Source organism: Spirosoma agri (genome assembly GCF_010747415.1).
Classification (GTDB): domain Bacteria; phylum Bacteroidota; class Bacteroidia; order Cytophagales; family Spirosomataceae; genus Spirosoma; species Spirosoma agri.
This window is the reverse complement of sequence record NZ_JAAGNZ010000001.1, coordinates 191,786-216,829: the sequence shown is the minus strand read 5'-3', so window position 1 is coordinate 216,829 and position 25,044 is coordinate 191,786. Positions and strand designations below refer to the sequence as shown.

Annotated in this window: 20 protein-coding genes and 4 tRNA genes; 3 read left to right on the top strand and 21 right to left on the bottom strand. The window is 47.9% G+C overall.

All coding sequences use genetic code 11. The features are described from left to right. Window positions 1-77: 77 nt before the first annotated feature. The 17 genes from rpoC to mnmD all read right to left on the bottom strand — a co-directional run bounded on the left by rpoC (window position 78) and on the right by mnmD (window position 18,273). Window positions 78-4,427: a DNA-directed RNA polymerase subunit beta' gene (rpoC, locus tag GK091_RS00880; protein ID WP_164034761.1), complete on the bottom strand. Its 4,350-nt coding sequence runs from the start codon at window positions 4,425-4,427 to the stop codon at window positions 78-80. A 111-nt stretch (window positions 4,428-4,538) separates the two neighbouring features. Then, window positions 4,539-8,408 (bottom strand): DNA-directed RNA polymerase subunit beta, encoded by a 3,870-nt coding sequence (gene rpoB, locus GK091_RS00875; RefSeq protein ID WP_164034760.1) that lies wholly within the window; start codon window positions 8,406-8,408, stop codon window positions 4,539-4,541. Between the two features lie 249 nt (window positions 8,409-8,657). Further along, on the bottom strand, window positions 8,658-9,044 hold the full coding sequence (gene rplL / locus GK091_RS00870) for a 50S ribosomal protein L7/L12 (RefSeq protein ID WP_164034759.1): 387 nt from the start codon (window positions 9,042-9,044) through the stop codon (window positions 8,658-8,660). A 104-nt stretch (window positions 9,045-9,148) separates the two neighbouring features. Further along, the gene (gene rplJ, locus GK091_RS00865; RefSeq protein ID WP_164034758.1) at window positions 9,149-9,682 is read right to left on the bottom strand and encodes a 50S ribosomal protein L10; all 534 of its coding nucleotides are present in this window, start codon (window positions 9,680-9,682) and stop codon (window positions 9,149-9,151) included. A 3-nt stretch (window positions 9,683-9,685) separates the two neighbouring features. After that, window positions 9,686-10,384, bottom strand: a complete 699-nt coding sequence (rplA, locus tag GK091_RS00860; RefSeq protein WP_164034757.1) for a 50S ribosomal protein L1 — start codon at window positions 10,382-10,384, stop codon at window positions 9,686-9,688. A 25-nt stretch (window positions 10,385-10,409) separates the two neighbouring features. Then, on the bottom strand, window positions 10,410-10,853 hold the full coding sequence (gene rplK / locus GK091_RS00855; protein ID WP_164034756.1) for a 50S ribosomal protein L11: 444 nt from the start codon (window positions 10,851-10,853) through the stop codon (window positions 10,410-10,412). A gap of 151 nt (window positions 10,854-11,004) precedes the next feature. Beyond that, window positions 11,005-11,565, bottom strand: coding sequence for a transcription termination/antitermination protein NusG (gene nusG, locus GK091_RS00850; protein ID WP_164034755.1), 561 nt, complete (start codon window positions 11,563-11,565; stop codon window positions 11,005-11,007). 75 nt (window positions 11,566-11,640) lie between these two features. Then, on the bottom strand, window positions 11,641-11,832 hold the full coding sequence (gene secE, locus GK091_RS00845; RefSeq protein ID WP_012928967.1) for a preprotein translocase subunit SecE: 192 nt from the start codon (window positions 11,830-11,832) through the stop codon (window positions 11,641-11,643). Window positions 11,833-11,846: 14 nt separating this feature from the next. Beyond that, window positions 11,847-11,920: transfer RNA gene (locus GK091_RS00840), tRNA-Trp, on the bottom strand. A gap of 110 nt (window positions 11,921-12,030) precedes the next feature. Beyond that, window positions 12,031-13,218 (bottom strand): elongation factor Tu, encoded by a 1,188-nt coding sequence (gene tuf, locus GK091_RS00835; RefSeq protein ID WP_164034754.1) that lies wholly within the window; start codon window positions 13,216-13,218, stop codon window positions 12,031-12,033. A 154-nt stretch (window positions 13,219-13,372) separates the two neighbouring features. Beyond that, window positions 13,373-13,444 (bottom strand) — tRNA-Thr (locus GK091_RS00830). A gap of 89 nt (window positions 13,445-13,533) precedes the next feature. Beyond that, window positions 13,534-13,606 (bottom strand) — tRNA-Gly (locus GK091_RS00825). Between the two features lie 49 nt (window positions 13,607-13,655). Beyond that, a tRNA-Tyr gene (locus GK091_RS00820) sits at window positions 13,656-13,738 on the bottom strand. A 256-nt stretch (window positions 13,739-13,994) separates the two neighbouring features. After that, the gene (locus GK091_RS00815; RefSeq protein WP_164034753.1) at window positions 13,995-14,534 is read right to left on the bottom strand and encodes a hypothetical protein; all 540 of its coding nucleotides are present in this window, start codon (window positions 14,532-14,534) and stop codon (window positions 13,995-13,997) included. A 142-nt stretch (window positions 14,535-14,676) separates the two neighbouring features. Further along, complete coding sequence (locus tag GK091_RS00810; protein ID WP_246202245.1) at window positions 14,677-16,599, bottom strand: M13 family metallopeptidase; 1,923 nt, start codon at window positions 16,597-16,599, stop codon at window positions 14,677-14,679. 334 nt (window positions 16,600-16,933) lie between these two features. Next, the gene (locus GK091_RS00805; RefSeq protein WP_164034752.1) at window positions 16,934-17,509 is read right to left on the bottom strand and encodes a thioredoxin family protein; all 576 of its coding nucleotides are present in this window, start codon (window positions 17,507-17,509) and stop codon (window positions 16,934-16,936) included. Between the two features lie 92 nt (window positions 17,510-17,601). Next, window positions 17,602-18,273, bottom strand: coding sequence for a tRNA (5-methylaminomethyl-2-thiouridine)(34)-methyltransferase MnmD (mnmD, locus tag GK091_RS00800; protein ID WP_164034751.1), 672 nt, complete (start codon window positions 18,271-18,273; stop codon window positions 17,602-17,604). 52 nt (window positions 18,274-18,325) lie between these two features. Here mnmD and GK091_RS00795 point away from each other — a divergent pair, with 52 nt between their 5' ends. Next, the gene (locus GK091_RS00795; protein WP_164034750.1) at window positions 18,326-18,835 is read left to right on the top strand and encodes a DUF4293 domain-containing protein; all 510 of its coding nucleotides are present in this window, start codon (window positions 18,326-18,328) and stop codon (window positions 18,833-18,835) included. 81 nt (window positions 18,836-18,916) lie between these two features. On the opposite strand, the gene GK091_RS00790 is transcribed toward GK091_RS00795, so the two are convergent. After that, window positions 18,917-19,573 (bottom strand): phosphatase PAP2 family protein, encoded by a 657-nt coding sequence (locus tag GK091_RS00790; RefSeq protein WP_164034749.1) that lies wholly within the window; start codon window positions 19,571-19,573, stop codon window positions 18,917-18,919. A gap of 18 nt (window positions 19,574-19,591) precedes the next feature. After that, the gene (locus GK091_RS00785; RefSeq protein ID WP_164034748.1) at window positions 19,592-20,068 is read right to left on the bottom strand and encodes a gliding motility lipoprotein GldH; all 477 of its coding nucleotides are present in this window, start codon (window positions 20,066-20,068) and stop codon (window positions 19,592-19,594) included. Between the two features lie 108 nt (window positions 20,069-20,176). Here GK091_RS00785 and GK091_RS00780 point away from each other — a divergent pair, with 108 nt between their 5' ends. After that, window positions 20,177-20,539: a BlaI/MecI/CopY family transcriptional regulator gene (locus GK091_RS00780; protein WP_164034747.1), complete on the top strand. Its 363-nt coding sequence runs from the start codon at window positions 20,177-20,179 to the stop codon at window positions 20,537-20,539. Between the two features lie 4 nt (window positions 20,540-20,543). After that, window positions 20,544-22,322, top strand: coding sequence for a M56 family metallopeptidase (locus GK091_RS00775; protein ID WP_164034746.1), 1,779 nt, complete (start codon window positions 20,544-20,546; stop codon window positions 22,320-22,322). Between the two features lie 61 nt (window positions 22,323-22,383). On the opposite strand, the gene GK091_RS00770 is transcribed toward GK091_RS00775, so the two are convergent. Further along, window positions 22,384-23,580, bottom strand: coding sequence for a PSP1 domain-containing protein (locus tag GK091_RS00770; RefSeq protein ID WP_246202107.1), 1,197 nt, complete (start codon window positions 23,578-23,580; stop codon window positions 22,384-22,386). Window positions 23,581-23,680: 100 nt separating this feature from the next. Then, entirely contained in the window at window positions 23,681-24,967 is a 1,287-nt protein-coding gene (gene purD, locus GK091_RS00765) for a phosphoribosylamine--glycine ligase (RefSeq protein WP_164034745.1), read from the bottom strand. Window positions 24,968-25,044 lie beyond the last annotated feature (77 nt).

The following is a 25,044-nucleotide window of genomic DNA, read 5'->3' as shown; positions in this document are numbered from 1 at the left end:
GTTTGGCTAGTTAGCATAAAAAAAGTACCCCAACTGGAAGCAGTTGGGGTACTTTTTTTACCGATGTAGTTCGACGCTTACACTGTCGCCCGTTTTTTGGTGCGGGCGAATTGTTCGCGTGATTCTGTCAGCGATTCTAGTTCTTCTTTCGAACCAACAATCGCATTCTGGTAGCGACGGAGACCTGTTCCGGCAGGAATCAAGTGACCGACGATAACGTTTTCTTTCAGACCATCGAGCATATCGCGTTTACCACGGATCGAGGCTTCGCTCAATACTTTCGTCGTTTCCTGGAAAGAAGCAGCCGAGATGAAGCTATCCGTACCCAATGACGATTGCGTAATACCCATCAGCGTTGGCTGCGAAACGGCGGCCATTGCGTCACGGACAGTTACCAGCGTCATATCACGACGTTTCAAACTCGAGTTTTCATCGCGAAGCTGACGGCTTGTTACAATCTGGCCAGGTTTGAAGTTGGCCGAATCACCCGCATCCATCACAACTTTCGCATCGAGAACTTTGTCGTTTTCTTCGCGGAAAGCCCACTTATCAACGACCTGTCCTTCGAGGAAGTTCGTATCACCCGAGTCGATAATCTCAACTTTCTGCATCATCTGACGCACGATGGCTTCAATATGCTTATCGTTGATTTTTACCCCTTGCAGACGGTAAACTTCCTGAATTTCATTTACCAGATACTCCTGAACAGCCGTCGGGCCTTTGATAGCCAGAATGTCGCTCGGCGTAATGGCGCCGTCCGATAAAGGAGCCCCTGCCCGTACGAAGTCATTATCCTGAACAAGGATAAATTTCGACAGCGGTACAAGATACTTCTTCTTCGTACCGTCTTTCGACTCGATAAAGATCTCACGGTTACCGCGTTTGATCGTACCGTAGGTCACGACACCATCAATTTCGCTTACAACCGCCGGATTCGATGGGTTCCGTGCTTCGAATAATTCCGTTACTCGGGGCAGACCACCCGTAATATCGCGGGTTTTACCTACGTTACGTGGGATCTTCGCCAGCGGCTGACCAGCTTTGATCGATTGCCCTGTTTTCACAACAAGACGCGATCCAACCGGCAGGTTGTACCCTTTTTGCAGTTGGCCGTTGCCCGTTTCGTCGAGGTGTAATAACAGCGAACTGGTACCACTTACAACGATGGCCGGGTTTTTAGCTTTGTCGCGGCTTTCGATAATTACCTTCTCCTGGAAACCGGTCTGCTCATCGAATTCTTCGCGATAGGTGATTCCATCTTCAATCGCGTCAAACACTAGTGTACCAGTCAGTTCAGAAAGGATAACAGCGTTATAAGGATCCCATGCGCATATATCGTCACCTTTTTTCACCATATCGCCATCCTTAACCCGCAGGAACGCACCATAAGGAACGTTATTGCTGATCAGAACCACGTTGCGATCATTCGGATTAACGATCCGAATTTCACCCGAACGACCCATAACGACCGTTTGCGGATTACCTTCGGCATCTTCTGACTGAACCGTACGCATTTCCTCAAATTCGATCAGACCGTCGAACTTAGCTTTGATCGAAGCATCAACGGCAATGTTTGATGCTGTACCACCAACGTGGAACGTACGCAGGGTTAACTGAGTACCAGGCTCACCGATCGACTGCGAGGCAATTACGCCTACAGCTTCACCGATGTCAACCATACGGCCAGAGGCCAGGTTACGACCGTAGCACTTCGCACAAACACCCTGACGCGATTCGCAAGTCAGTACCGAGCGGATCTCTACCGTTTCAATGCTGGTTTCGTCAATACGAGCAGCCACTTCTTCAGTAACCAACTCGCCGGAACCAACGATCAGTTCCTTGGAAAGCGGATCGTAAATATCGTGAACCGTAGTACGACCAAGAATACGCTCGGACAGTGGCTCAACGATGTCTTCATTATCTTTCAATGCTGAAACTTGCAGACCACGCAGTGTACCGCAATCGTCTTCACTGATGATAACGTCCTGCGCCACGTCATGTAAACGACGGGTCAGGTAACCAGCATCAGCTGTTTTCAGCGCTGTATCGGCAAGACCTTTCCGGGCACCGTGAGTCGAGATAAAGTACTCCAACACGTCAAGACCTTCTTTGAAGTTTGACAGAATCGGGTTTTCAATAATCTCACCAACTGAACCCTGTAAGTTTTTCTGCGGCTTGGCCATCAGACCCCGCATACCACCCAGCTGACGAATCTGCTCACGCGAACCACGGGCTCCCGAGTGCATCATCATATAGATTGAGTTGAACCCACCCTGATCTGCTTCGAGCTGTTTCATCAACGTCTCGGTCAGACGGGAGTTTACGCGTGTCCAGATATCAATAACCTGGTTGTAGCGTTCGTTCTCCGTGATCAGACCCATGAGGTAGTTATCCCAAACGCTCTGTACTTCAGCTTTTGCTTCGTCAACGAGTCCCTGTTTTGCTTCAGGAATCATGACATCACTCAAACCGATTGACAGACCGCCCCGGAACGCCATCTGGAAGCCAAGTTCTTTGATCTCGTCAAGGAATTGAGCTGTCCGTGCACCGCCCGAAATTTTGAAGATAAGCGCAATGATCTGTTGCAGCTTTTTCTTCGTCAGCAGTTCATTGATATATCCTACCTCTTCTGGAACAGCCTGGTTAAACAGTAATCGGCCGGCAACGGTATCGATTACTTTGAACACCATTTCACCACTCTCATCCCGGACTCTTACCCGGCACTTGATGTTGGCGTGTTTAGAAACTTTTCCTTCGTTGATCGCAATGATTACTTCCTCAGCCCCGTAGAAGGTCATACCCTCACCCGAAATCGGATACTCTGGCGTGTTCTTACGGCCTTTGGTCACATAATACAAGCCTAACACCATGTCCTGCGATGGTACCGTGATCGGTGCACCGTTGGCAGGGTTTAGGATATTGTGCGACGCCAGCATCAATAAAGACGCTTCAAGTATAGCTTCCTGGCCCAGCGGCACGTGGACGGCCATCTGGTCACCATCAAAGTCAGCATTGAAGGCTGTACAGACAAGTGGGTGTAATTGAATCGCTTTTCCTTCGATCAGTTTCGGCTGGAACGCCTGAATACCTAACCGGTGCAATGTTGGAGCCCGGTTGAGCAATACAGGGTGACCCTTCAGTACGTTTTCCAGGATATCCCAGATAACAGGATCTTTCCGGTCAACGATCTTTTTCGCCGATTTAACTGTCTTCACGATACCGCGCTCGATGAGCTTCCGGATAACGAACGGCTTGAACAATTCAGCCGCCATGTCTTTCGGCAGACCGCACTCGTGTAATTTCAGTTCAGGACCAACCACGATAACCGAACGACCAGAATAGTCGACACGCTTACCCAACAGGTTCTGACGGAAACGACCTTGTTTACCCTTTAGCATGTCAGACAGCGATTTCAGGGCACGGTTACCTTCCGAACGAACGGCGTTTACTTTCCGCGAGTTGTCAAACAGCGAATCGACAGCTTCCTGCAACATCCGTTTTTCGTTACGGAGAATTACTTCGGGGGCTTTGATTTCGATCAGACGCTTCAAGCGGTTGTTCCGAATGATAACCCGACGATACAGGTCATTCAGGTCGGAGGTAGCAAAACGACCACCGTCCAATGGGACAAGCGGACGTAATTCGGGTGGAATTACCGGTACCATTTTGATAATCATCCATTCGGGACGATTTTCGATACGGCCATTCGCTTCCCGGAATGCTTCGACAACTTTCAACCGCTTCAAGGCTTCAGCTTTACGCTGTTGCGATGTGTCGGTAGCTGCCGAGTGACGCAGTGAGTACGACAGTTCGTCGAGATCAACGCGCGACAATAGCATTTCCAACGCTTCAGCCCCCATCTTGGCGATGAATTTGTTCGGGTCCTTGTCGTCTAAATGCTGATTGGTGCTCGGCAGCTTGTCAATAATATCAAGATACTCGTCTTCCGTTAGGAAATCGAGTTGGTTAATCCCATCTTCGGCTTTCACACCGGGCTGAACGACTACGTAACGTTCGTAGTAGATAACCTGGTCAAGTTTTTTGGTCGAAAGACCGAGCAGATAACCAATTTTGTTGGGTAAGCTGCGGAAATACCAGATATGCGCAACAGGCACCACCAATTCGATGTGGCCCATACGCTCCCGGCGAACCTTTTTCTCAGTCACTTCAACACCACAACGGTCGCAGATAATGCCTTTGTAGCGAATCCGCTTGTATTTACCGCAGTGACATTCCCAGTCCTTTACTGGCCCGAAAATGCGCTCGCAGAACAAGCCTCCCATTTCGGGTTTGTAGGTCCGGTAGTTGATCGTCTCCGGCTGTGTCACCTCGCCGTAGGAACTCTCCAAAATAGACTCCGGCGACGCCAGACTGATCGTCACGCTGGCAAAGTCGCTATTGAGTTTCTTGTTCTTTTTGAACGACATTGGTTGGAGATTATAGGTTTAAAAGAGGAGTTGGAAGTTAAAAGTAAGGAACGAGAATAAAACTTGCGTTTAATATTTCTGCTCCTCACTCCTAATTTCCCGCTCCTATTACTACTCTAATGTAATTTCAAGCGCCAGACCACGCAACTCGTGTACAAGTACGTTGAACGACTCTGGAATATTCGGTTTCGGCAGGTTTTCACCTTTCACGATAGCCTCATATGCCTTCGCACGACCGACCACGTCATCTGATTTAACGGTCAGGATTTCTTGTAGGATGTGGGATGCTCCGAAAGCCTCCAACGCCCACACTTCCATCTCACCGAAACGCTGACCACCGAACTGTGCTTTACCACCCAGCGGCTGCTGTGTAATGAGCGAGTAAGGTCCGATAGAACGCGCGTGCATCTTATCGTCAACTAAGTGGCCAAGTTTGAGCATGTAAATGATACCAACCGTTACCGGCTGATCAAAACGCTCACCCGTCAGGCCGTTGTATAGATACGTCCGACCAAACGATGGTAATCCAGCTAAATCCAGCTCATCAGCAACCTGCTGCTCGGTAGCTCCGTCGAAAATTGGCGTCGCGTATTTACGATCCAGTTTCTGACCAGCCCACGCTAAGACCGTTTCATAGATCTGACCCAGGTTCATCCGGGATGGTACGCCAAGCGGGTTCAAAACGATGTCGACCTTTGTTCCATCTTCAAGGAACGGCATGTCTTCATCGCGAACAATCCGGGCAACAACCCCTTTATTACCGTGACGACCAGCCATTTTATCACCCACTTTCAGCTTACGCTTCTTAGCGATATAAACTTTAGCCAGTTTCACGATACCCGCAGGCAGTTCATCGCCAACTTCGAGTGTAAACCGTTCGCGCTTGAATTTGCCCGTGATCTCGCTCCGACGATTGTTGTAATTCTTCACCAGATGAACAATCATTTGGTTCAGCTTATCGTCTTCAGTCCAACCATCCAGGTTAAGGTCAATCAGAATGTTCGCTTCTTCTGGTACGGCGTAACCACTTTCATCTCGGTATGAGTTTTTGTCAGGGAACAAGTTATCCGTAATATTCTTCCGGTTAAACTTCACTCCTTTGCTAACAATTTCATCACCGAATTTATGCTTAACGCCCAAGCTGGTTTTGCCGTCAAGTAATGCGACCATTTTCTCGATCATCCGGAAACGGAAGTCGTTCAATTCACGGCCGTATTTCTTCATCAACGCTTTTACCTCATCCTTATGCTTGCCCCGATCTTCTTTGGCCGGACGAGCAAATAGTTTGGTGTCGATAACAACGCCTTTCAGGGACGGTGGCGCTTTTTTGGAAGCATCCTTCACATCACCAGCCTTATCTCCGAAGATGGCACGCAGCAGTTTTTCTTCTGGTGTTGGATCACTTTCTCCTTTCGGCGTAATCTTACCAATCAGAATATCGCCTTCCTTCACTTCCGTGCCCACACGAACGATACCATTCTCATCCAGATTCCGAACCGTCTCTTCGCTCACGTTCGGGATTTCAGAAGTAAGTTCCTCTTCACCCCGTTTCGTATCACGTACTTCCAGTTCAAACTCTTCGATGTGGATCGATGTGAAAATATCTTCACGCACAACGCGCTCCGAAATTACGATAGCATCCTCGAAGTTATACCCCTGCCAAGGCATGAAAGCAACTTTCATATTCCGGCCAAGGGCCAACTCACCGGCCTGCGTCGCATATCCCTCGCACAGGACATCACCCTTCTTCACTTTCTGACCTTTCAGTACAGTTGGTTTCAGGTTGATGCATGTATCCTGGTTGGTACGACGGAACTTGATCAGTTTGTATGATTTCCGGTCTTCGTCAAACGTTACGGCCAACTGATCATCATCAAGTTCATAGCGAACAACAATTTTCGTTGAATCGACAAACTCAATAACACCATCCGCTTCGGCGATAACCAGTGTCCGGGAATCGACAGCGACACGACCTTCCAAACCTGTACCCACGATTGGCGCTTCAGGACGGAGCAGTGGCACAGCCTGACGTTGCATGTTCGATCCCATCAGGGCGCGGTTAGCATCATCGTGCTCAAGGAACGGAATCATCGACGCAGCCACCGATACGATCTGGTTTGGCGCAATATCCATGAACGTCACGTTCGCGGGTTCAGCAATTGGAAAGTCGCCTTCAAAACGAGCCTTCAACCGATCCACGTTAAAGTTACCCTTATCGTCGATACCAGCGTTTGCCTGTGCGATATAGTGCGTATCTTCTTCTTCGGCCGTCAGATACATCACTGGCTTATCCATCGACACTTTACCGTTTTCAATGATGCGGTACGGCGTTTCGATGAAGCCCATGCTATTGATTTTAGCATAGACGCAAAGTGATGAAATCAGACCAATGTTTGGACCCTCTGGTGTTTCGATCGTACATAGTCGACCATAGTGCGTATAGTGTACGTCACGAACCTCGAAGCCCGCCCGTTCGCGGGATAGACCACCTGGCCCCAGCGCTGACATACGACGTTTGTGCGTCACTTCAGCCAAAGGGTTTGTCTGGTCCATAAATTGTGACAGCTGGTTCGTCCCAAAGAACGAATTGATCACCGACGACAATGTACGGGCATTGATCAGATCAACGGGTTTGAAATCCTCGTTGTCCCGAACGTTCATCCGTTCTTTAATAGTCCGTGCCATCCGTGCCAGACCAACACCGAACTGAGCATATAATTGCTCACCTACCGTCCGGACGCGCCGGTTACTCAGGTGGTCAATGTCATCGACTACGGCTTTCGAGTTGATCAGGCCAATCAGGTATTTTACGATAGAGACGATATCTTCTGTCGTTAAAACCTTCATGTCTGACGAAATATCCAGACCGAGTTTTTTATTTATCCGGTACCGACCTACATCACCAAGATCATACCGCTTATCTGAGAAGAACAAACTCTGGATAATTTCCCGAGCGGTTTGTTCATCAGGTGCATCGGCGTTCCGAAGCTGCCGGTAAATTTGCTCAACGGCCTCTTTTTCAGAGTTCGAGCTATCTTTTTGCAGCGTGTTATAGATGATATTGTAATCAGCCATGTTCATGTCTTCCTTATGCAGGATGACCGACTTCTGGCCTGAATCCGTGATCACATCGATATCATCTGCCGAAATAGCCGAGTCGCGCTCAAGCAATACTTCATTCCGACTGATCGATACGACTTCACCCGTATCTTCATCTACAAAATCTTCCGTCCACGTGCGCAGTACCCGAGCAGCTAACCGACGACCGATCGCTTTTTTCAGGTTTGCTGGCGTAGCTGGAACTTCTTCCGACAATCCGAACAAATCCAGAATATCTTTATCCGAACCAAAACCAATGGCACGTAAAAGCGTCGTAACCGGGAATTTCTTCTTCCGGTCGATGTACGCGTACATGACATTGTTAACATCCGTCGAGAATTCGATCCACGACCCTTTAAACGGAATGATCCGAGCTGAATAAAGTTTAGTACCGTTTGTGTGCTTACTCATAGAGAAGAACACTCCCGGCGAACGATGCAACTGTGAAACAATCACCCGTTCAGCTCCGTTGATAACAAACGAGCCTTTCTCGGTCATGTACGGAATGTTACCCAGAAATACCTCTTGCTCGATCGTTTCAAAGTCCTCATTGTCAGGATCATTGTTCGACAAACGCAATTTAGCTTTCAGAGGAACAGAATACGTCAATCCCCGGTCAATTGACTCATCAACAGAGTACTTCGGTGGATCGACAGAATAATCAATGAACTCCAGTCTGAAATTCTCACGGGAGTCCGAAATTGGGAAGTTTTCCTGAAAAACTTTGAACAGACCTTCTTCCGAACGCTGGTTGGAAGGCGTGTCAAGCTGGAAAAAATCTTTGAAGGATTTTACTTGAATATCCAAAAAATCTGGATACCCAATCACTGGCTGAATCGTCGCAAAATTTTTGCGCGTACTGATTTTCGCGTTTGTAGCCAAGATTGTGCTTCGTTTAGTTGCGTAACCGATTCTCTATGAGTGCGTTGCGAGGATTTGCTACGGCACTCGAACTAGGCGGCTATTCAGACCCCAGGCGTCACCCAACCCAAGGGGCGTGAATAGACAACATAAGGCAATAAAAAAAAGTTTGTCTTTTGCAAGGGCATAGACAAAAAAGTCTCCAAACAGGAAAAGACCAGACGTTGGTCTGGCCTCTCCTGCCTGGAGCATATACCAATAAGTGGATGCTTATTTCACTTCTACTTCAGCACCAGCTTCTTCAAGTTGCTTACGCAGTGCTTCAGCTTCGTCTTTGCTAACGCCTTCTTTCACTGGTTTTGGCGCGGTGTCAACTAGTTCTTTTGCTTCTTTCAGGCCCAAACCTGTCAGATCTTTAACCAGTTTAACAACAGCCAGTTTAGCAGCACCGGCTGACTTCAGAACAACGTCAAAAGACGTTTTTTCTGCAGCAGCTGGAGCAGCATCACCGCCACCTGCAGCACCACCAGCTACCATTACGGGAGCGGCAGCAGCCGGCTCAATTCCGTATTCATCCTTAAGGATAGTAGCCAGTTCGTTAACTTCTTTAACCGTCAGGCTTACAAGCTGCTCAGCGAACGCTTTCAAATCTGCCATTGTAGTATTTTCTTAATTTGGTTGTGATACGATATGTAAGTAATACGGACATCCTGTCCATATCTGATTTTTCGGAAGAGTGCGAACATTTGTCCGCCTTACAGCTAAGCTGCTTCCTCGCGCTCCGACAGCGTTTTGAGGATACCGGCCAGCTTGTTTCCACCACCTTGCAACGCCGAGATGACGTTTTTAGCAGGCGATTGCAACAGACCGATGATTTCGCCAATCAGCTCTTGCTTGCTCTTCAATGCGATGAGCGTATCAAGTTGATCAGCACCAATAAACAGGCTACTATCAATAGAAGCCGCTTTCAGTTGCAGCTTGTCGTTTGTTTTACGAAACTCTTTGATAAGCTGCGCCGGTGCCTTGCCATTTTCAGGGTGAAACATCACCGCCGATTGACCATGTAGCACCGCTTCGTTGAACGGCGTATAATCCGTATCCAGTGTTTCGAGTGCTTTTTTGATGAATGAATTCTTCACCACTTTGTACTCGATACCCCGATCAAAACACATCCGACGGAGATTGTTGGTTTCAGCAACCGTCATGCCATTGGCTTCCGTGATGTAGAAGAAGGGAACGCTCTGAAACTTTTCAGTTAATTCCTCGATAATTACTCCTTTTTCCTCGCGCTTCATGGCTTAAATTCCGGCTACTGTGCCTTTATCAATACTAACTCCCGGACTCATTGTGCTCGACAGGTAGATTGTTTTCACATACGTACCTTTGGCTGATGAAGGCTTCAAGCGCATAAGTGTTGCAATAACTTCCTGCGCGTTTTCAGCCAATTTCTCGGGCGAAAACGACACTTTACCAATACTGGTGTGAATGATACCGGTCTTGTCAACTTTAAAGTCGATTTTACCAGCTTTCACCTCGCGAACAGCTTTAGCTACATCGGGTGTTACCGTACCCGATTTCGGGTTTGGCATCAGACCGCGTGGACCCAGAACTTTACCCAGACGACCAACTTTAGCCATAACGCTCGGCATCGTGATAATCACGTCAACGTCCGTCCAGCCTTGTTCAATCTTCTGAATGTAGTCATCCAGACCTACATAGTCAGCACCTGCTTCTTTCGCTTCGTTCTCCTTGTCCGGGGTGCAAAGCACCAAAACGCGGATCGTTTTACCTGTACCATGAGGTAAAGTAGCAACGCCACGAACCATCTGGTCAGCTTTACGTGGATCAACGCCTAACCGAACATCAATATCCACAGAAGCATCAAACTTCGTGTACGAAATCTGCTTCAGAATATCAGCGGCTTGTTCCAGTGAATATTCTTTAGCAGCGTCGTATTTCGACTGAGCTTCCTTTTGTTTTTTCGTTAACTTAGCCATTTCTGTGTTTGCCTGGGCAAGTCTATTAGTTCTCGAATGGCGCTGCACCAGTCACCGTAATTCCCATGCTGCGGGCTGTACCAGCCACTTGCTTCATTGCTGACTCAATCGTGAAGGCATTCAAATCGGGCATTTTCGTTTCAGCGATTGTCCGAATTTGGTCCCACGACACGGAGCCAACTTTGTTGCGGTTTGGTTGAGCAGAGCCACCTTTCAGTTTAGCTGCTTCCATCAGCAGAATTGGTGCTGGCGGGGTTTTAATGACGAAATCAAAGGACTTGTCCTTATAGTACGTAATCAAAACCGGCAATACCGTTCCCACTTTATCCTGCGTACGGCCGTTGAACTGCTTGCAAAATTCCATGATATTTAAACCTTTGGAACCAAGCGCCGGACCGATCGGAGGTGAGGGGTTAGCTTGCCCGCCTTTGACTTGCAGCTTTACATAGCCACCTACTTCTTTTGCCATCGTATTAAAATTTGCGGTTCATGAGGTTTGATATCTGATGTATTAGTCACATTCATAAAATCAGAACCATTCACCATTCACCAAGCTGTTTTGATCAGTCGTCCTCTGAGGGAAGCATAGGCTTTCTGACCAATTGAAAACCAGCGTTGAACTAGCTTTCTTTTTCTACTTGTGCGTAACTGAGTTCTACCGGAGTACTCCGGCCAAATATCTTCACAACGACGTTCAATTTCTTCCGGTCGTCGAATACTTCTTCTACTGTGCCAATGAAACCCCCAAATGGGCCATCAACGACTTTCACATTTTCACCCTTTAGATAGCCTACTGTCGGTGCTGCAACTTCCTGGGCTTCTTCCTCCATTCGACCCAGCATGCGATTAACTTCCGACTGTCGCAAAGGAACGGGCACTTTAGTCGTTGTTCCAACCTGAGCATTACCTAAGAAACCCAAAACGCCGGGCATATTCAGGATCATGTCGAGCGCGCGGTTGTTACCCAAATCAGCCGAGATCATGATATATCCTGGAAAAAACGACTTCTCACGAACTCGCTTCTTACCATTACGCATTTCATATACCTTCTCAGAAGGAATTAGCACCTGCGGGATAATTTCATCCAACTTTTGCCGGATAATTTCGTTATCGAGGTAGGATTTTATTTTTTTCTCCTGTCCCGATACCGCCCGGATGACGTACCATTGTATGCCGCTCATATTGGTTAGGATTTATGATTGTTGATTTTGACGTATGATTTCTGTCACCATAAATCAGCAACCCCAAATCATACGTTAGAATGACTGATAAAATGCGTTCAGTCCATTCTCAAACACTAAATCAATTAACCCGACCAACAGCGCAAAAATCAACGATGCTACCAATACCAGCGTTGAACTGGATTGCAGATCGCTGAATTTAGGCCAAGTCACGTTATGCTGAACCTCCTCCCATGAAGCTTTCAGAAACGAGATAAACTTATCCATTGTATGTAAGGGATTGGCACGGGTGGAGAGATTCGAACTCCCATCAACGGTTTTGGAGACCGCTATTCTACCCTTGAACTACACCCGTATAAAAAAGTCCGAAATTCTGTGCCTGTGAATTCGGACTGCAAAAGTACGAAAAAATATCAAAAAACAAGTGCACTCCAGAAAGAAATGCACTTGTTTTGAGTTACTTACTTAATCGAGGATCTCTGTTACCTGACCAGCCCCTACGGTACGACCACCTTCGCGGATAGCGAAACGGAGACCTTTTTCCATAGCGATTTTGTTGATCAAACTTACTTCAATCGTGATGTTATCACCTGGCATTACCATCTCAACATTAGCTGGCAATGTAATTTCGCCCGTTACGTCCGTGGTACGGAAGTAGAACTGAGGGCGGTATTTGTTAAAGAATGGTGTGTGACGACCACCTTCTTCTTTCGACAAAACGTAAACCTCAGCTTTGAATTTCAAGTGAGGAGTTACTGAACCCGGTTTGCAAATAACCATACCACGACGGATATCGGTTTTTTCAATACCACGGAGCAGAAGACCTACGTTGTCACCGGCTTCACCACGGTCCAGAATTTTCCGGAACATTTCAACACCCGTTACAACTGATTTCAGGTTTTCAGCACCCATACCCAGGATCTCAACTTGCTCACCCGAATTGATGATACCCCGTTCGATACGACCCGTAGCTACTGTACCACGACCAGTGATCGAGAATACGTCCTCTACAGGCATAAGGAATGGAAGCTCCGTCATACGAGGAGGCAGAGGAATGAAATCATCCACACTCTGCATCAACTCTTCGATTGTGCCAACCCATTTCGCATCGCCGTTCAGACCACCAAGCGCTGAACCTTGAATAACAGGAATGTTGTCACCGTCAAAGTTGTAGAAGCTCAACAGTTCGCGGATTTCCATTTCTACGAGTTCGAGCAACTCTGGATCGTCAACCATGTCCACTTTGTTCATGAACACAACAAGCTGAGGTACACCAACCTGACGAGCAAGCAGAATGTGCTCACGAGTCTGAGGCATTGGACCGTCCGTTGCAGCTACCACCAGAATAGCACCATCCATCTGAGCAGCACCAGTTACCATGTTTTTTACATAGTCAGCGTGGCCTGGGCAGTCAACGTGTGCGTAGTGACGGTTTGCCGTTGAATATTCAACGTGCGATGTATTGATGGTGATACCACGCTCTTTTTCTTCTGGAGCGTTGTCAATCGAGGAGAAGTCCCGAATTGCGGCCAGACCCTTTTCGGCCAGCACTTTCGTAATGGCAGCCGTCAGCGTCGTTTTACCGTGGTCAACGTGACCAATCGTACCGATGTTAACGTGCGGTTTCGAGCGGTCAAAATTCTCTTTTGCCATGTTTTTAAAACGCTATTATGAACTGTTTTTGTTATTGAGTGAACTCGCTGAACGTAAAATAAGCCAGACGGTATCACTCCATTATGGTCTGACACTGTTTTGGCTTGAAACCGCACGGGCGGTTCCATCAAAAAGACCTCGCGAAGAAGTCCTGAGCCGTTACGGGGACTTGAACCCCGGACCTCTTCCTTACCAAGGAAGTGCTCTACCGCTGAGCTATAACGGCTTGTTAGTTACTAGTTATACGGCAAGCAGTTAACAAGTAAATTCCCATCGTAGAAACGAGTGGTCATTGTCGTTAACTGCTCACTGTAGAGCGGAAGACGGGTCTCGAACCCGCAACCTATAGCTTGGAAGGCTATCGCTCTACCAATTGAGCTACTTCCGCAAAAAGAGTTGTACAATTTACTAGATTCATGAACCGTACAACTTTTTTGTGGGGAGTGGAGGATTCGAACCTCCGAAGGCGTACGCCAGCAGATTTACAGTCTGATCCATTTGGCCACTCTGGAAACTCCCCAAAAAAACACTGGTAAAGAACATTTCCCGCCCCCTTCCGGGTTTGGAGTTGCAAAATTACACGCTTTTATCGTGTTGTCAACAAATGATTAAAAAATAATTTACAGAAAATGAGAAAACGGGCTGTTGAATACTGTACCGCTATTTACTATAGCTCCTTTTGAAAGTGAACGAGTACGGGTCATTTGGGGTATACAGAACCTATTTACTATCTACGGCCCTACTTAATGCTTTTTGCCAGCCGCTAGTGATAGTCCTTATTTACTAAGTAGTTTCGTCAACTGTCTATTGTCGGGATAAAAAATTTCTGTGATGCGCCACCGCCCATTTAGCTGTTGTAGATCAATTTTGAGTTCCTGGGGTTTTCCATTGTTCTGAAATGTTACGTACACAATGGCTCTCGTCCCACCTACAGCGGCTGGTTCGACCCACATTTTTTTAATGGCTGTATTTGGAGCATTATAGAGGAGATTTATTTTTGTCCGATCAACTTTTACTGGTGCTTTTTGCGCATCGCTCCAGATAAGGTCAGCAGTGGGTTTCGCAAAGAACTGGTCGATCAGCGTCCGATCTTTCGTTTCCTGAAACGGATTTTCTTTAGCGTTATGTTCAAAGTAGAGGGCTCTTACCAGACGATCAGCGGCTGACCGGGGAGCTTCGGGACCGGCTCGTTTCGCCAGAATTGCCGCGCTGTCTGGCTGATCGCTGGCGGCTGTCTTTTTAGTTTCCTGCTTTGGTTTTGTCTGACATGACAGACTCACCATTAACAAAACTGCGAGAAATTGGAATGCTTTCATAAAGCTAGAGTTCAGGCGAATAGGGACTATATCTACCGATCAATCAGCAAATGACCAAGAATATAATTGACTACTGATGAGCATTGAGTGTGCTTGAATCGTTGGCTACGTCATACTTCGTTCGTTCACACTCAATCGACGTTTACCATACCTTGATTCGCTGTTCTTTTGGTTTGTAGAGTTTATCACCAGGCTGAACGTTGAAAGCCTGATACCATGCGTCAATATTGGACACAGGTCCATTGACACGATAAAGATCCGGCGCATGTGGATCGGTCATGATTCGTTGGGCAGTCGATTCGGGTAGTTGATTGCTACGCCACACTTGAGCCCAAGACAGAAAGAATCGCTGATCGGGGGTAAAGCCGTCCGTTTTGGTCTTCGATTTTCCCTGAGACGTTTTTTTGAACGCGTCGTAAGCGATGGCCAGTCCACCCAGGTCAGCAAGGTTTTCGCCCAATGTCAACTGTCCGTTCACCTTGATCGAATCCAGTACCTTAAAGCCAAAAAACTGGTCCCGCACTTTATCAGCCCGTTCTTTGAACTTCGTAGCGTCGTCTTTGCTCCACCAATCACGTAGGGTGCCGTCAGCGTCGTATTGTCGGCCAGAATCATCGAAACCGTGCGTCATTTCGTGGCCAATCACAGCACCAATACCTCCGTAGTTAACAGCATCATCAGCGTCAAAATCAAAGAACGGAAATTGTAAAATGGCCGCCGGAAACGATATGTCATTATTCACCGGACTATATTGTGCATTTACGGTTGGCGGTGTCATCCCCCACTCGGTGCGATCAACGGGTTTTCCCAATCGACTAATGACATGATTGTATTGCCATTTATTAGCCGATTTTACATTTCCATAAAAATCATTCCGGCTGATTGTAACCCCTTCATATGCTTTCCATTTATCAGGATAACCTATTTTTCGTTTAAACGCCAGCAATTTTACAAGCGCCTTTTTCTTGGTATCCTCACTCATCCAATCCAGATTCTTGATATGCTCCTTGTAAGACGCTTCAAGGTTATCGACCAGCGCCAGCATTCGTTGCTTGGCCTCCGGCTTGAAGTAACTTTGCACATAAAGTTGCCCGAGAAGGTCGCTGAGCGTACCATCGATCAGACTACTCACACGTTGCCAACGCGGTGTCTGCTCTTTCTGACCAGTCAACACTTTTGCGAAGGCGAAATTTTGTGTCACAAAACCATCGCTTAGATAGGGAGCGGCATTCTTCACAATGTTCCAGCGCATATACGTCCGCAGGTCCTCGATCGGTGTAGCCGTGAGCAGGCTATCTAACGATTTAAAAAACGCTGGGCTCTGAACGAGCAAGGTATCCTGCCCCATCGCGCCGTATTTACTCAGTTGATCAGCCCAGCTAACGCCCGGAGTTTGCGGACTAAAAGCAGACACGGCCACTTTATTATAGGTCTTATATGGATCGCGCATCTCCACCCGTGGCATTTGCGCCTTTGCCAGCGCCGTTTCCAGACGCACAACTACATCTGCATCCTGTGACGCCTGCGTTGGCTCTTCACCGATCAAGGCAAACATCTTAATCAGATTCTCATGATAAGCATCACGGATCTTCTGATTTCGCGGGTCACTCTTCAGATAATAGTCACGGTCGGGTAGCGTTGTACCGCCCTGTGTAAGCTGTGGCAAATACTTGGTAACGTTCTTTCGATCCGGTGTAACATTGAAGCCAAACAGCATGCCATTACCCTGTGTCCGCTGGTAAGCTAACTCATTAAGAAAAGCAGCTTTGTTATTTACCTTATCGATGCGGGCCAGATCAGGCTTGATTGGGTCGAAACCGGCTTTTTCGATGGCCAGACTGTCCATACCGCTCGTATAGTAATCGCCTACCATCTGATAAAGACGACCCTTCGTCGTTGTTTTAGTAGCCTCCTCCAGTAGCGACTTCATCGCATTCAGGCTTTTTTCGCGTAGCTCATTGAAGCTCCCCCACGACGTTTTCGAAGCCGGAATCGGATTGGAACGAATCCAGTTTCCGTTCGCATATTGGTAGAAATTGTCACCCGGCTTAACCGTCAGGTCCATGTTCTGCGGATCTATGAACTTACGAGGGGGTATGTTCGGGCGTAAACGTATATGTATAGCGTCTTTTCTGGGGAACGCGCCCGATCGAGGCCGGGCGGGTCCGCCACTTGCCATCAGTGCATTGACAGCAGCTAGTACCAATACGAGAAAAACCAGTTGTTTCTTCATGCAGGCTTATTGGTCAGGGTTAATGAAGCCCACAAAAATACGAGACAAACATATACGCAGGCCTTTAAGAGGGCTTGTTTACGCCGTATATAAAACGGATAGAGGTCAGCCGAACCGCTTTCGTTGGTCGACTGACCTCTATAGGCCATCTTTATTGCAGGTTAGTTTATTTACCCTGATACACTCTGGCGTACGTACCTGCCTTGTACCGATCGAATGGCTCTTTCTGATGATAATTTTGCCCGAAATAGGTGATCACCTGATGAAACGTGCGAGGCTCCAGATAACCGGGTATGGGCTGAATAAGCTGAAATTTCTCGTCCAGAAACACCGTCGTCGGGTAACTCATCTGGTTTTTCAGCAGTGCAGCCGCCAGTTCGTGAATCCCCCGCCCGCCAGAGCTGACGTATTTGAAGGTTTCTTTGCCTAGTTTTATATCCTGCGTCTGTTCGGCATTGAGTCGGACGGCATAATAGTTTTCGTTTACGTAGTCGACGATGGCTGGTTTAGAGAATGTTTCCCGATCCATAACCTTACACCAGCCGCACCAGTTGGTGTAAACATCGATCACGAACTTCTTCGGCTTTTTCTGCGTCAGCGCATAGGCTTCCTGAACGGTCAGCCAATTGATATGTTTGGCGTCTGTTTGTGGGCTTTTTGCTGGCTCGGTAGGTAGAGTGGTTCGAAACGCGCTGGCCGTGAGTAAAACGAAAGCGGCAAAGAAAATAAATAGACGGTTCATAGCCTTGTTCGATCGATAAAGCAACTGTTTTGAGAATAACGTCACTGGTCCGATAAAATTAGCAGTCGTCTATTTTTTAATCCTCGGCCGCCCTAACGTACTTTTTCCGCTTTCAAAATGTCGCGTTTGTGCAAGGGGCCGGAATGTTTCGTAACCGTAAAACCAGCTGCCCGCATATTACGCTGAACATAACTTCGGGAGCAATACGTCGTCAGTAATCCACCAGGAAGCAACAGATCGGCCAGTTGCTGAAAAATTTCGGTCTCCCATAGTTCAGGCTGGGCAGTTGGTGCGAACGCATCATAATAAATCAGCTGGAAACGCTCATCAATTTGCAGCGCCTGGAGTTCACTTTCGATTTTTGTCAATCTGAAATAGGGATTCACCTCAACAGGCTCGTTCCACCGCGATTCGTGCAGCGCCGTTAGATACGACGTGCCAAAAAACTGATCGTAGTTTAACTGGCTGGTGGCTTCCGGCGGCATTGGGTACGCGTCGATTGTCGTATAAAAAATCTGGCGTTGCTGCCGTTCTGCTTCACGCGCAGTCAATAACGCATTCAGACCGGTACCAAATCCCATTTCGAAGACGTGGATAGGCCCATCCGGAAACGCATCGAACGCGGAAAACAAGCCTAATTCAATGTAAACCCGCTGCGATTCCTGGTAAGCACCGTGGATGGAATGGTATGTTTTATTGAGTACCTGATTAACGGCGGTATGCGATCCATCCGCCGTAATCAACAACTGAACATCTGCTTTCATACACTATCAATTTTTGGGCTATTTTTGCACTCCCAAATCATCTATTTCACAAATGATCCAACGTGTTCAAACGATATTTTTGTTTCTTATTGCTGTTGCCATGGGCGTTGCCTTATCAAATCCACTCTGGGAAAAAGCCGGCTTGAAGTCACCCGAAATGGCTAGTCTTACTGCTTTGCAATACAGTCAGCAGGAAAATGTTTCCCCACAGGCAGGTGTTCCCGTACAGATCGCATCGTCTACCTCGGTAACATCGGTCTGGTATTTGGGGCTCCTGATGGGGCTGGTTGCCCTGTCATCGCTCTATGCCATTTTTCAGTACCGTAACCGGCTTACTCAATCGGCACTTTGCGCGGTGAATGCCTTGATGCTGACGGCTATCATGGGTATTGTCCTTTACAGAACCTTGTATTTCGGCAAAGCATACGGTAATCCCGCCGATCAGGGTAGCTTTTTGCTGGGCTTCTATGCCATCATTGCCGCGCTCGTCTGCAATGCACTGGCTAACCGCTTCATTCGTCGGGACGAAAAACTGGTGCGTGGTTCCGATCGGCTGCGTTAGTTTTTTTACTAACTGAGTAAGCAATCCCGGTAATCAATGGCCTTGATTACCGGGATTGCTTGTTTTTAGTCTCTGATGGCATCAGGCAACTTCTTCGCCGGAGGCTTGCTTAAGCGCCTTATCGTTCTTCATCCATCGGTACAAAAACAGGTAGATGAATACGGAAGATAGCGTACCAACGATCGAACCGACATAGACATCTTCAACGAAGTGCTGAAATAAGTACACGCGCGAATAACCGGTCAGAAAGCCTAACAGTACAAAGAAATAGCCCCGCTTTTTCCTGGCATCCAGAAAAGCGAGTAGGCCAAACACGGCAAAAGCCGAGGTCGTATGGCCCGATGGAAAGCTGTTGTAGCTGTAAATATCCAGTCCTTTAATAAGATGATATTCGTACGTTGAATGCTCGAAAAATTTGAGCGGCCGGGGTGAGTTGGGGAAGACGACCGTTTTTAAGAAGAGCGAAACCAGGGAAGACAAAGCGAAACTCGCAAACGCTACAAAGCCAACACGCTTATTGTAGATCAGTAGGATCACGCAGATAACGACAAAAAAAGCGCCGTCACCCATGTACGTCACGTAGGGAAACAGGTTGTCGGCGATCAAACTGTTTCTACTGTTTACCCACTGCATCAATTGCTCCTGTGTATAGAGCCATTGCAAAGCACCTAGCACAATCAGGGCGACAAGGTAAGGCAGGAAGAACGATCTATTTTTTCGCAGAAAATCGACTATCATTAGCAGTATATCAGTAAGTTAGTTGGTAGATATAGCTTTCTCAACTGTGATACCAACGCTTTGGATATTCAGGAGCGGGTCCTGACGCATGTACTGCTTGATCTGCATGGTGTATTTACCCGGCTTTGGAAACCGATAATCGCGCTTCATCAAAAATTTGTGATCGAAAAGATCACCGAGACCGTCGCCGTTCGGTCTGCCCGTCTTGGGGTCCATCAGGATCAGTTCATCGAGTCGGGACTCAATCTCTTTTCCATCGGCATCACGCAGGTAGCGGGTCAGGTAGAGATTGTAGTAACCGTACGAAAGGCTGTTTCGCAGGTTGTAATAGATATTATAGGGTATCGACGCATCCTTAATCTCGAACGTAAACGTTGGTGCATTCTTGATATACCATTTTCCGTCGTCAATATCCGTGTATTCCTTATAGACCGCATTGGTGTCGCAACTCAGTACCAGCAACAGGGTCACCATCAATAAACTCAACTGTTTCATACATCCGCTCAATAGGCTACAAAGCTACGACGGGCTATCTGGCTTTTCAAATAGTAAAAAACGAGACAATTAGTTTGCAAACTAGACAAATAGTTATACGTTTGTTCTATGGAAAAGTTAACGTCGAAAGAAGAAGAAATAATGCAGGTGCTCTGGAAAATGGAACAGGGCTACGTAAAAGATATGGTTCCGCAGTTTACGAACCCTCCTCTTCACTACAATACGGTGTCAACGATCGTGCGCAATCTGGAGGAAAAAGGCTACATCGGTCACCGGGCCTATGGCAACACCCACGAGTATTATCCCATTATTAGCAAGGAAGCCTACCAGAACCGGTTCGTGATCAAAAAAGTGGTGGGCGATTATTTCGATAACTCGTATAAGAATCTGGTCAGCTATTTTGCGAAGAACGAAAAGATTTCGGCCGACGAACTGCGGGAGATTCTGGCAATGATCGAACAAAAAAAATAGCGGTATGGAAACCCTGCGCTACGTTCTGCTGGCGAATGTCTTACTGGCCATTGTCAGTACTGCCTACTTTGTGCTGCTCCGGCGTAAGACATTCTTTGGCGCTAATCGCCTTGCGCTCTGGTTAGGACTGATAGCGGCCGTTACCTTTCCCCTGATGGAGTTACCCGATTGGCGGCCTCAACCCGTCCGGAAGGTGATGCAGCAGACAGCGCAGGTTATCCTACCCAGTGTATTACCCGAGCCACCCTTTAGACAACCCGAAGTAACGATTACCTTTCCCAATGGACGTACCTATCCGGCTTTTACCACAAAAGCCCCTTCCCGGGAATGGTCCTGGCAAAGCGGTTTGGTTACGTTCTATCTGCTTGGTGTACTGCTGCTGCTTGGCAGACTTGGCATTCACGTTGCGTCGCTGGCGCGTATCATTCGCCGGTCGTCGCACGAGGTATACGATAGCTTCACCCTCGTACGTGACAGGCAGGTCACTTCCCCCTTCTCGTTTTTCCACTGGGTTGTCGTGAATCCAGATCATCACGATCCCGACGAACTGGAACAAATTCTGCGCCATGAGCGGGTCCACGTTCGCTTATGGCATAGTCTGGATATGCTGACTGCGGAGCTGGTTTGTATTCTGTTCTGGTTTAATCCTGCAGCCTATCTGTTTCGTCATTTGCTGCATCAATCGCTGGAATTTAGTGCAGATCGGGCGGTACTGACCGAAGGAGTTGATACGAGAGCCTATCAGTACAGCCTGGTCCGGGTAAGTTTATCGACGGGATCGCCCATGTTTGCCAATCAATTCAGCGGCCCGACCTTACGCCAGCGTATTGCGATGATGAATCGTACGCCATCAAGCGTAATCGCCTGGGTCTGGTATGTCGTGTGGTGTGCGCTGGTGGGCACCATGGCCCTGGCTTGCCGGCACGTTGAGCGTGAAGAGAGCGAAAAGAGTCTATTTATGAAAAGTCCAACCCCGTCTTTTCCTCTGACCAACGCCACACGCGTTTTAGCGGCCGAACTCGACAAATCGGGCATGCCCTGGTTTCAGCAGTCATCGTTGCTGGAAAACGAAAACAACGCTGGCCAGCGACGGGTCAACGGAAAACTGATCAATTTTACAAGGATAAATCAATACCCAGAACTCTTGTGTCTGCGCAATAATCACCTAGCGGTTAGAGAGTCGGATTATCGACCGATGAAGCTTTTCATCAACGGGCAGGAATCATCTCCTCAATCGTTATCGACGATCACTTTCGAAGAAGTCAGTGATCTGCTGGTTTATCAAAAATGGGAGGATGCCCCCGAAGCAGACAAGACGCCGGAGTTGTTCAGAATCTTCATTTCTACAAAGCACACAAACCGCCCCCTGGGGTCGCTGCGATTGACGTATAAACGCTATCTGGAAGCAGCAGCCATATCGGACAATCCACTAGGCACGTCGAATACGTTTTCGATGAATAAGCTGCTCGAAGCAACGTTCTTCGCAAACAAACATGCTTTTGTGAAACGCACGAAGGCTGATTTTTTAACGCTGTATGACGACTACACCGCTGATATCGACACGTATATCAATGGCATTGCGGTCAAACCAAAGCAAATCGAGAGTGTCCACGTTCGGGAGGTGGATCGGTTATATACACGCGAACGACCGTTCGATGAATGGACCATCGACGGTCCTGATCGCAAACACCGCTTTGTCCTGTATATCCTGACAACGCCCAAACGAGCCAAGCGCGATAGCAGTTACTACGTGTTCAGCCCGTTTTACACCGGTGATTTCTGAGTGCGACCAAAACCTGATTGATCAAAACAACAAACCCCAGCTACAAGAGCCGGGGTTTGACTTATTGAGTCTTTCCGTTTGGGGCAGGCTTTACGGTTACCTTATCAGTCGACCCTTTCGGTTTCTTCTTTTTCTTTTTCGTATTCCGCGTCGCATATTTCGCGTCGAGCTTCTGTAGATCGCTGTTCAGGGTCGCTGCCGTTGTGGGTTCTTTCTCCCCGATGGGCGTCAGGACGTCGAACGATTCCGGGATGATACCTCGCTTGTTCAATTCGGTAATCTCCAGCACACGGTTAATTGGTAACGGATACCAGGTACTCTCTGCCCCGTAACCAAACCACATCAGCTTCCGAAAAATGTCGGTCTTTTGCAAATAGGCCCGTCCTTTCTGCGTTTCAAGCGGCTTCTCAATCGCGGGAATGTCGCGCAACGCATCCATATACGTGTCCAGCTCGTAGTTCAGGCAGCATTTCAGTCGACCGCATTGTCCCGAAAGTTTCGCCGGATTCAGCGACAGATTCTGGTAACGAGCAGCCGACGTAGCAATGTTTTTGAAGTCGGTTAGCCACGTCGAACAGCATAGCTCGCGACCGCAGGAACCGATACCACCCAGGCGACCGGCCTCCTGACGCAAACTAATTTGCCGCATCTCGATCCGGACCTTGAATTCGCTGGCCAGCATCTTGATCAACTCCCGGAAATCAACGCGCTCCTCCGATGAGTAATAGAACGTCGCTTTCGTATTGTCTGACTGAAATTCGACGTCAGACAGTTTCATGTTCAGCTTCAGTTCCCGAATAATTTCCCTGGACCGATAAAGAGCGGGAAGGTCCCGCAGTACAGACTGCTCATGACGTTCGAGGTCTTTCGGTGTCGTGATCCGATGAATCACTTTCGTGTCATCGTTTATTTTGACCGCCCGTTTTTTCACTTGTAGCCTGACTAATTCGCCTTGCAGCGAAACAGCCCCAATATGAAAACCGGACTGCATTTCAACGACAACATAATCCCCCGTTGTCAAATCAAGCTGGTGAACGTTTCGGTAGTATTCCTTTCGGCCACCTTTAAACTTCACCTCAACGACATCATATTTCAAGCCTGGCATCGCAATATCGCTGAGCCAGTCGAACGAATTTAATTTGTTACATCCTCCTGTGCTGCACCCTCCGCTACCGCATCCTGTGGTGGCCGTTTTCTGACCATCGGATGCTCCTCGCTGGGTTCCGCAACCGCCGGTTGCACATGATTTACAACTCATATCTATATAGTTATCGAGTTGTCGGTTGTAGCGTTATCGAGTTGAATGGAATAAATGAAAACTAGACAACTTTATAACGATACGACGTTAAAACTCTCGGTTAATCAGCGTACCGGATCAGGTCAAGACCAATATCTTTTCGGTACTGCTTCCCTTCAAATTGTACCATCCGGGCCGCTTCCTGCGACTTCCGTACGGCATTCTCCAACGAATTGGCCTGTGCCGTTAAGGCCAGAACCCGTCCGCCATTCGTAACGATCTCACTTCCGTCGACCAGCGTTCCGGCATGAAAAGCGGTCACATCTTCCAGACGCCCTAACTCCGAAATTATTTTACCCTTTTCGTACGCGTCGGGATAACCACCTGACACGACAACCGTCGTTACGGCTGTTTGGGGCGAAACCTGCACCACGACTTTATCCAACGTTCCCTCTGCCGTTGCCGCCATCAACTCAGCGAAATCCGTCTGAAGACGGGGCAGAACAACTTCGGTTTCAGGATCGCCCATGCGAGCGTTATACTCGATAACGTAGGGTTCACCGTTTACTTTCATCAATCCGATAAAAATAAAGCCCTTATACAGAATTCCTTCTTTCTGCAGTCCTGAGAGCGTTGGTTTAACTACTTTTTCTTCAACCTTCCGCAAGAAACTATCGTTGGCAAATACAACAGGCGACACCGCGCCCATGCCTCCCGTATTGAGTCCGGTATCACCTTCGCCAATACGCTTGTAGTCTTTTGCTTCAGGCAGAATTTTGTAGTTAACGCCGTCGCTCAATACAAATACAGATAATTCAATGCCCCGCAGAAACTGCTCGATGACAACTTTATTTCCTGCTTCCCCGAACTTGTGTCCGTCGAGCATCTCGAATAAGGCATTTTTAGCGTCCGCCGTTGTCTCCGCAATGATGACTCCTTTGCCTGCTGCCAATCCATCCGCCTTAAGAACAACCGGTAGTGAATGGCTGTCCAGATACGCTAGTCCTTCGGTCAGCGAAGCCGCTGTAAATGTCTGGGAAGAAGCCGTTGGTATGCCATAGCGAACCATGAACTGCTTCGAAAAGTCTTTACTGCCCTCCAGTTGCGCTCCCTGTGCATCGGGCCCAACGATCCGCAAATCAGCCAGGTCGGGTAGTTGCCGAAAATAATCGACGACGCCATTCACCAGCGGTTCTTCGGGACCAACAATGAGCAAGTCGATCGCGTTTGTCCGAACGGCATCGGCAACCGCCGAAAAATCAGTGTAACTAATCGGCAAATTAGTCGCCATTTGCGCCGTTCCGGCATTACCCGGTGCCACAAACAGCTTATCACATAACGGGCTTTGCGACAATTTCCACGCAAAGGCATGTTCACGCCCACCCGAACCCAGTATTAATATATTCATTTTGTCTGAGTAGTGCAAAGCGAGAAATGAGAATACTGACGCACAGTTTTACGCATTGATATTCTCATTCCTCACTT

Excerpts from the sequence above, each read along its gene's own strand:
- nusG (WP_164034755.1), bottom strand. The coding sequence starts at position 11,565 with ATGAGCGGCATACAATGGTACGTCATCCGGGCGGTATCGGGACAGGAG.
- rplL (WP_164034759.1), bottom strand. The coding sequence starts at position 9,044 with ATGGCAGATTTGAAAGCGTTCGCTGAGCAGCTTGTAAGCCTGACGGTT.
- GK091_RS00810 (WP_246202245.1), bottom strand. The coding sequence starts at position 16,599 with ATGGACCTGACGGTTAAGCCGGGTGACAATTTCTACCAATATGCGAAC.
- mnmD (WP_164034751.1), bottom strand. The coding sequence starts at position 18,273 with ATGAAAGCAGATGTTCAGTTGTTGATTACGGCGGATGGATCGCATACC.
- GK091_RS00790 (WP_164034749.1), bottom strand. The coding sequence starts at position 19,573 with ATGATAGTCGATTTTCTGCGAAAAAATAGATCGTTCTTCCTGCCTTAC.
- GK091_RS00805 (WP_164034752.1), bottom strand. The coding sequence starts at position 17,509 with ATGAACCGTCTATTTATTTTCTTTGCCGCTTTCGTTTTACTCACGGCC.
- rplA (WP_164034757.1), bottom strand. The coding sequence starts at position 10,384 with ATGGCTAAGTTAACGAAAAAACAAAAGGAAGCTCAGTCGAAATACGAC.
- GK091_RS00780 (WP_164034747.1), top strand. The coding sequence starts at position 20,177 with ATGGAAAAGTTAACGTCGAAAGAAGAAGAAATAATGCAGGTGCTCTGG.
- GK091_RS00770 (WP_246202107.1), bottom strand. The coding sequence starts at position 23,580 with ATGAGTTGTAAATCATGTGCAACCGGCGGTTGCGGAACCCAGCGAGGA.
- GK091_RS00775 (WP_164034746.1), top strand. The coding sequence starts at position 20,544 with ATGGAAACCCTGCGCTACGTTCTGCTGGCGAATGTCTTACTGGCCATT.
- GK091_RS00785 (WP_164034748.1), bottom strand. The coding sequence starts at position 20,068 with ATGAAACAGTTGAGTTTATTGATGGTGACCCTGTTGCTGGTACTGAGT.
- rplK (WP_164034756.1), bottom strand. The coding sequence starts at position 10,853 with ATGGCAAAAGAAGTAGGTGGCTATGTAAAGCTGCAAGTCAAAGGCGGG.
- GK091_RS00795 (WP_164034750.1), top strand. The coding sequence starts at position 18,326 with ATGATCCAACGTGTTCAAACGATATTTTTGTTTCTTATTGCTGTTGCC.
- purD (WP_164034745.1), bottom strand. The coding sequence starts at position 24,967 with ATGAATATATTAATACTGGGTTCGGGTGGGCGTGAACATGCCTTTGCG.
- rpoC (WP_164034761.1), bottom strand. The coding sequence starts at position 4,427 with ATGTCGTTCAAAAAGAACAAGAAACTCAATAGCGACTTTGCCAGCGTG.
- secE (WP_012928967.1), bottom strand. The coding sequence starts at position 11,832 with ATGGATAAGTTTATCTCGTTTCTGAAAGCTTCATGGGAGGAGGTTCAG.
- tuf (WP_164034754.1), bottom strand. The coding sequence starts at position 13,218 with ATGGCAAAAGAGAATTTTGACCGCTCGAAACCGCACGTTAACATCGGT.
- GK091_RS00815 (WP_164034753.1), bottom strand. The coding sequence starts at position 14,534 with ATGAAAGCATTCCAATTTCTCGCAGTTTTGTTAATGGTGAGTCTGTCA.
- rplJ (WP_164034758.1), bottom strand. The coding sequence starts at position 9,682 with ATGAAGCGCGAGGAAAAAGGAGTAATTATCGAGGAATTAACTGAAAAG.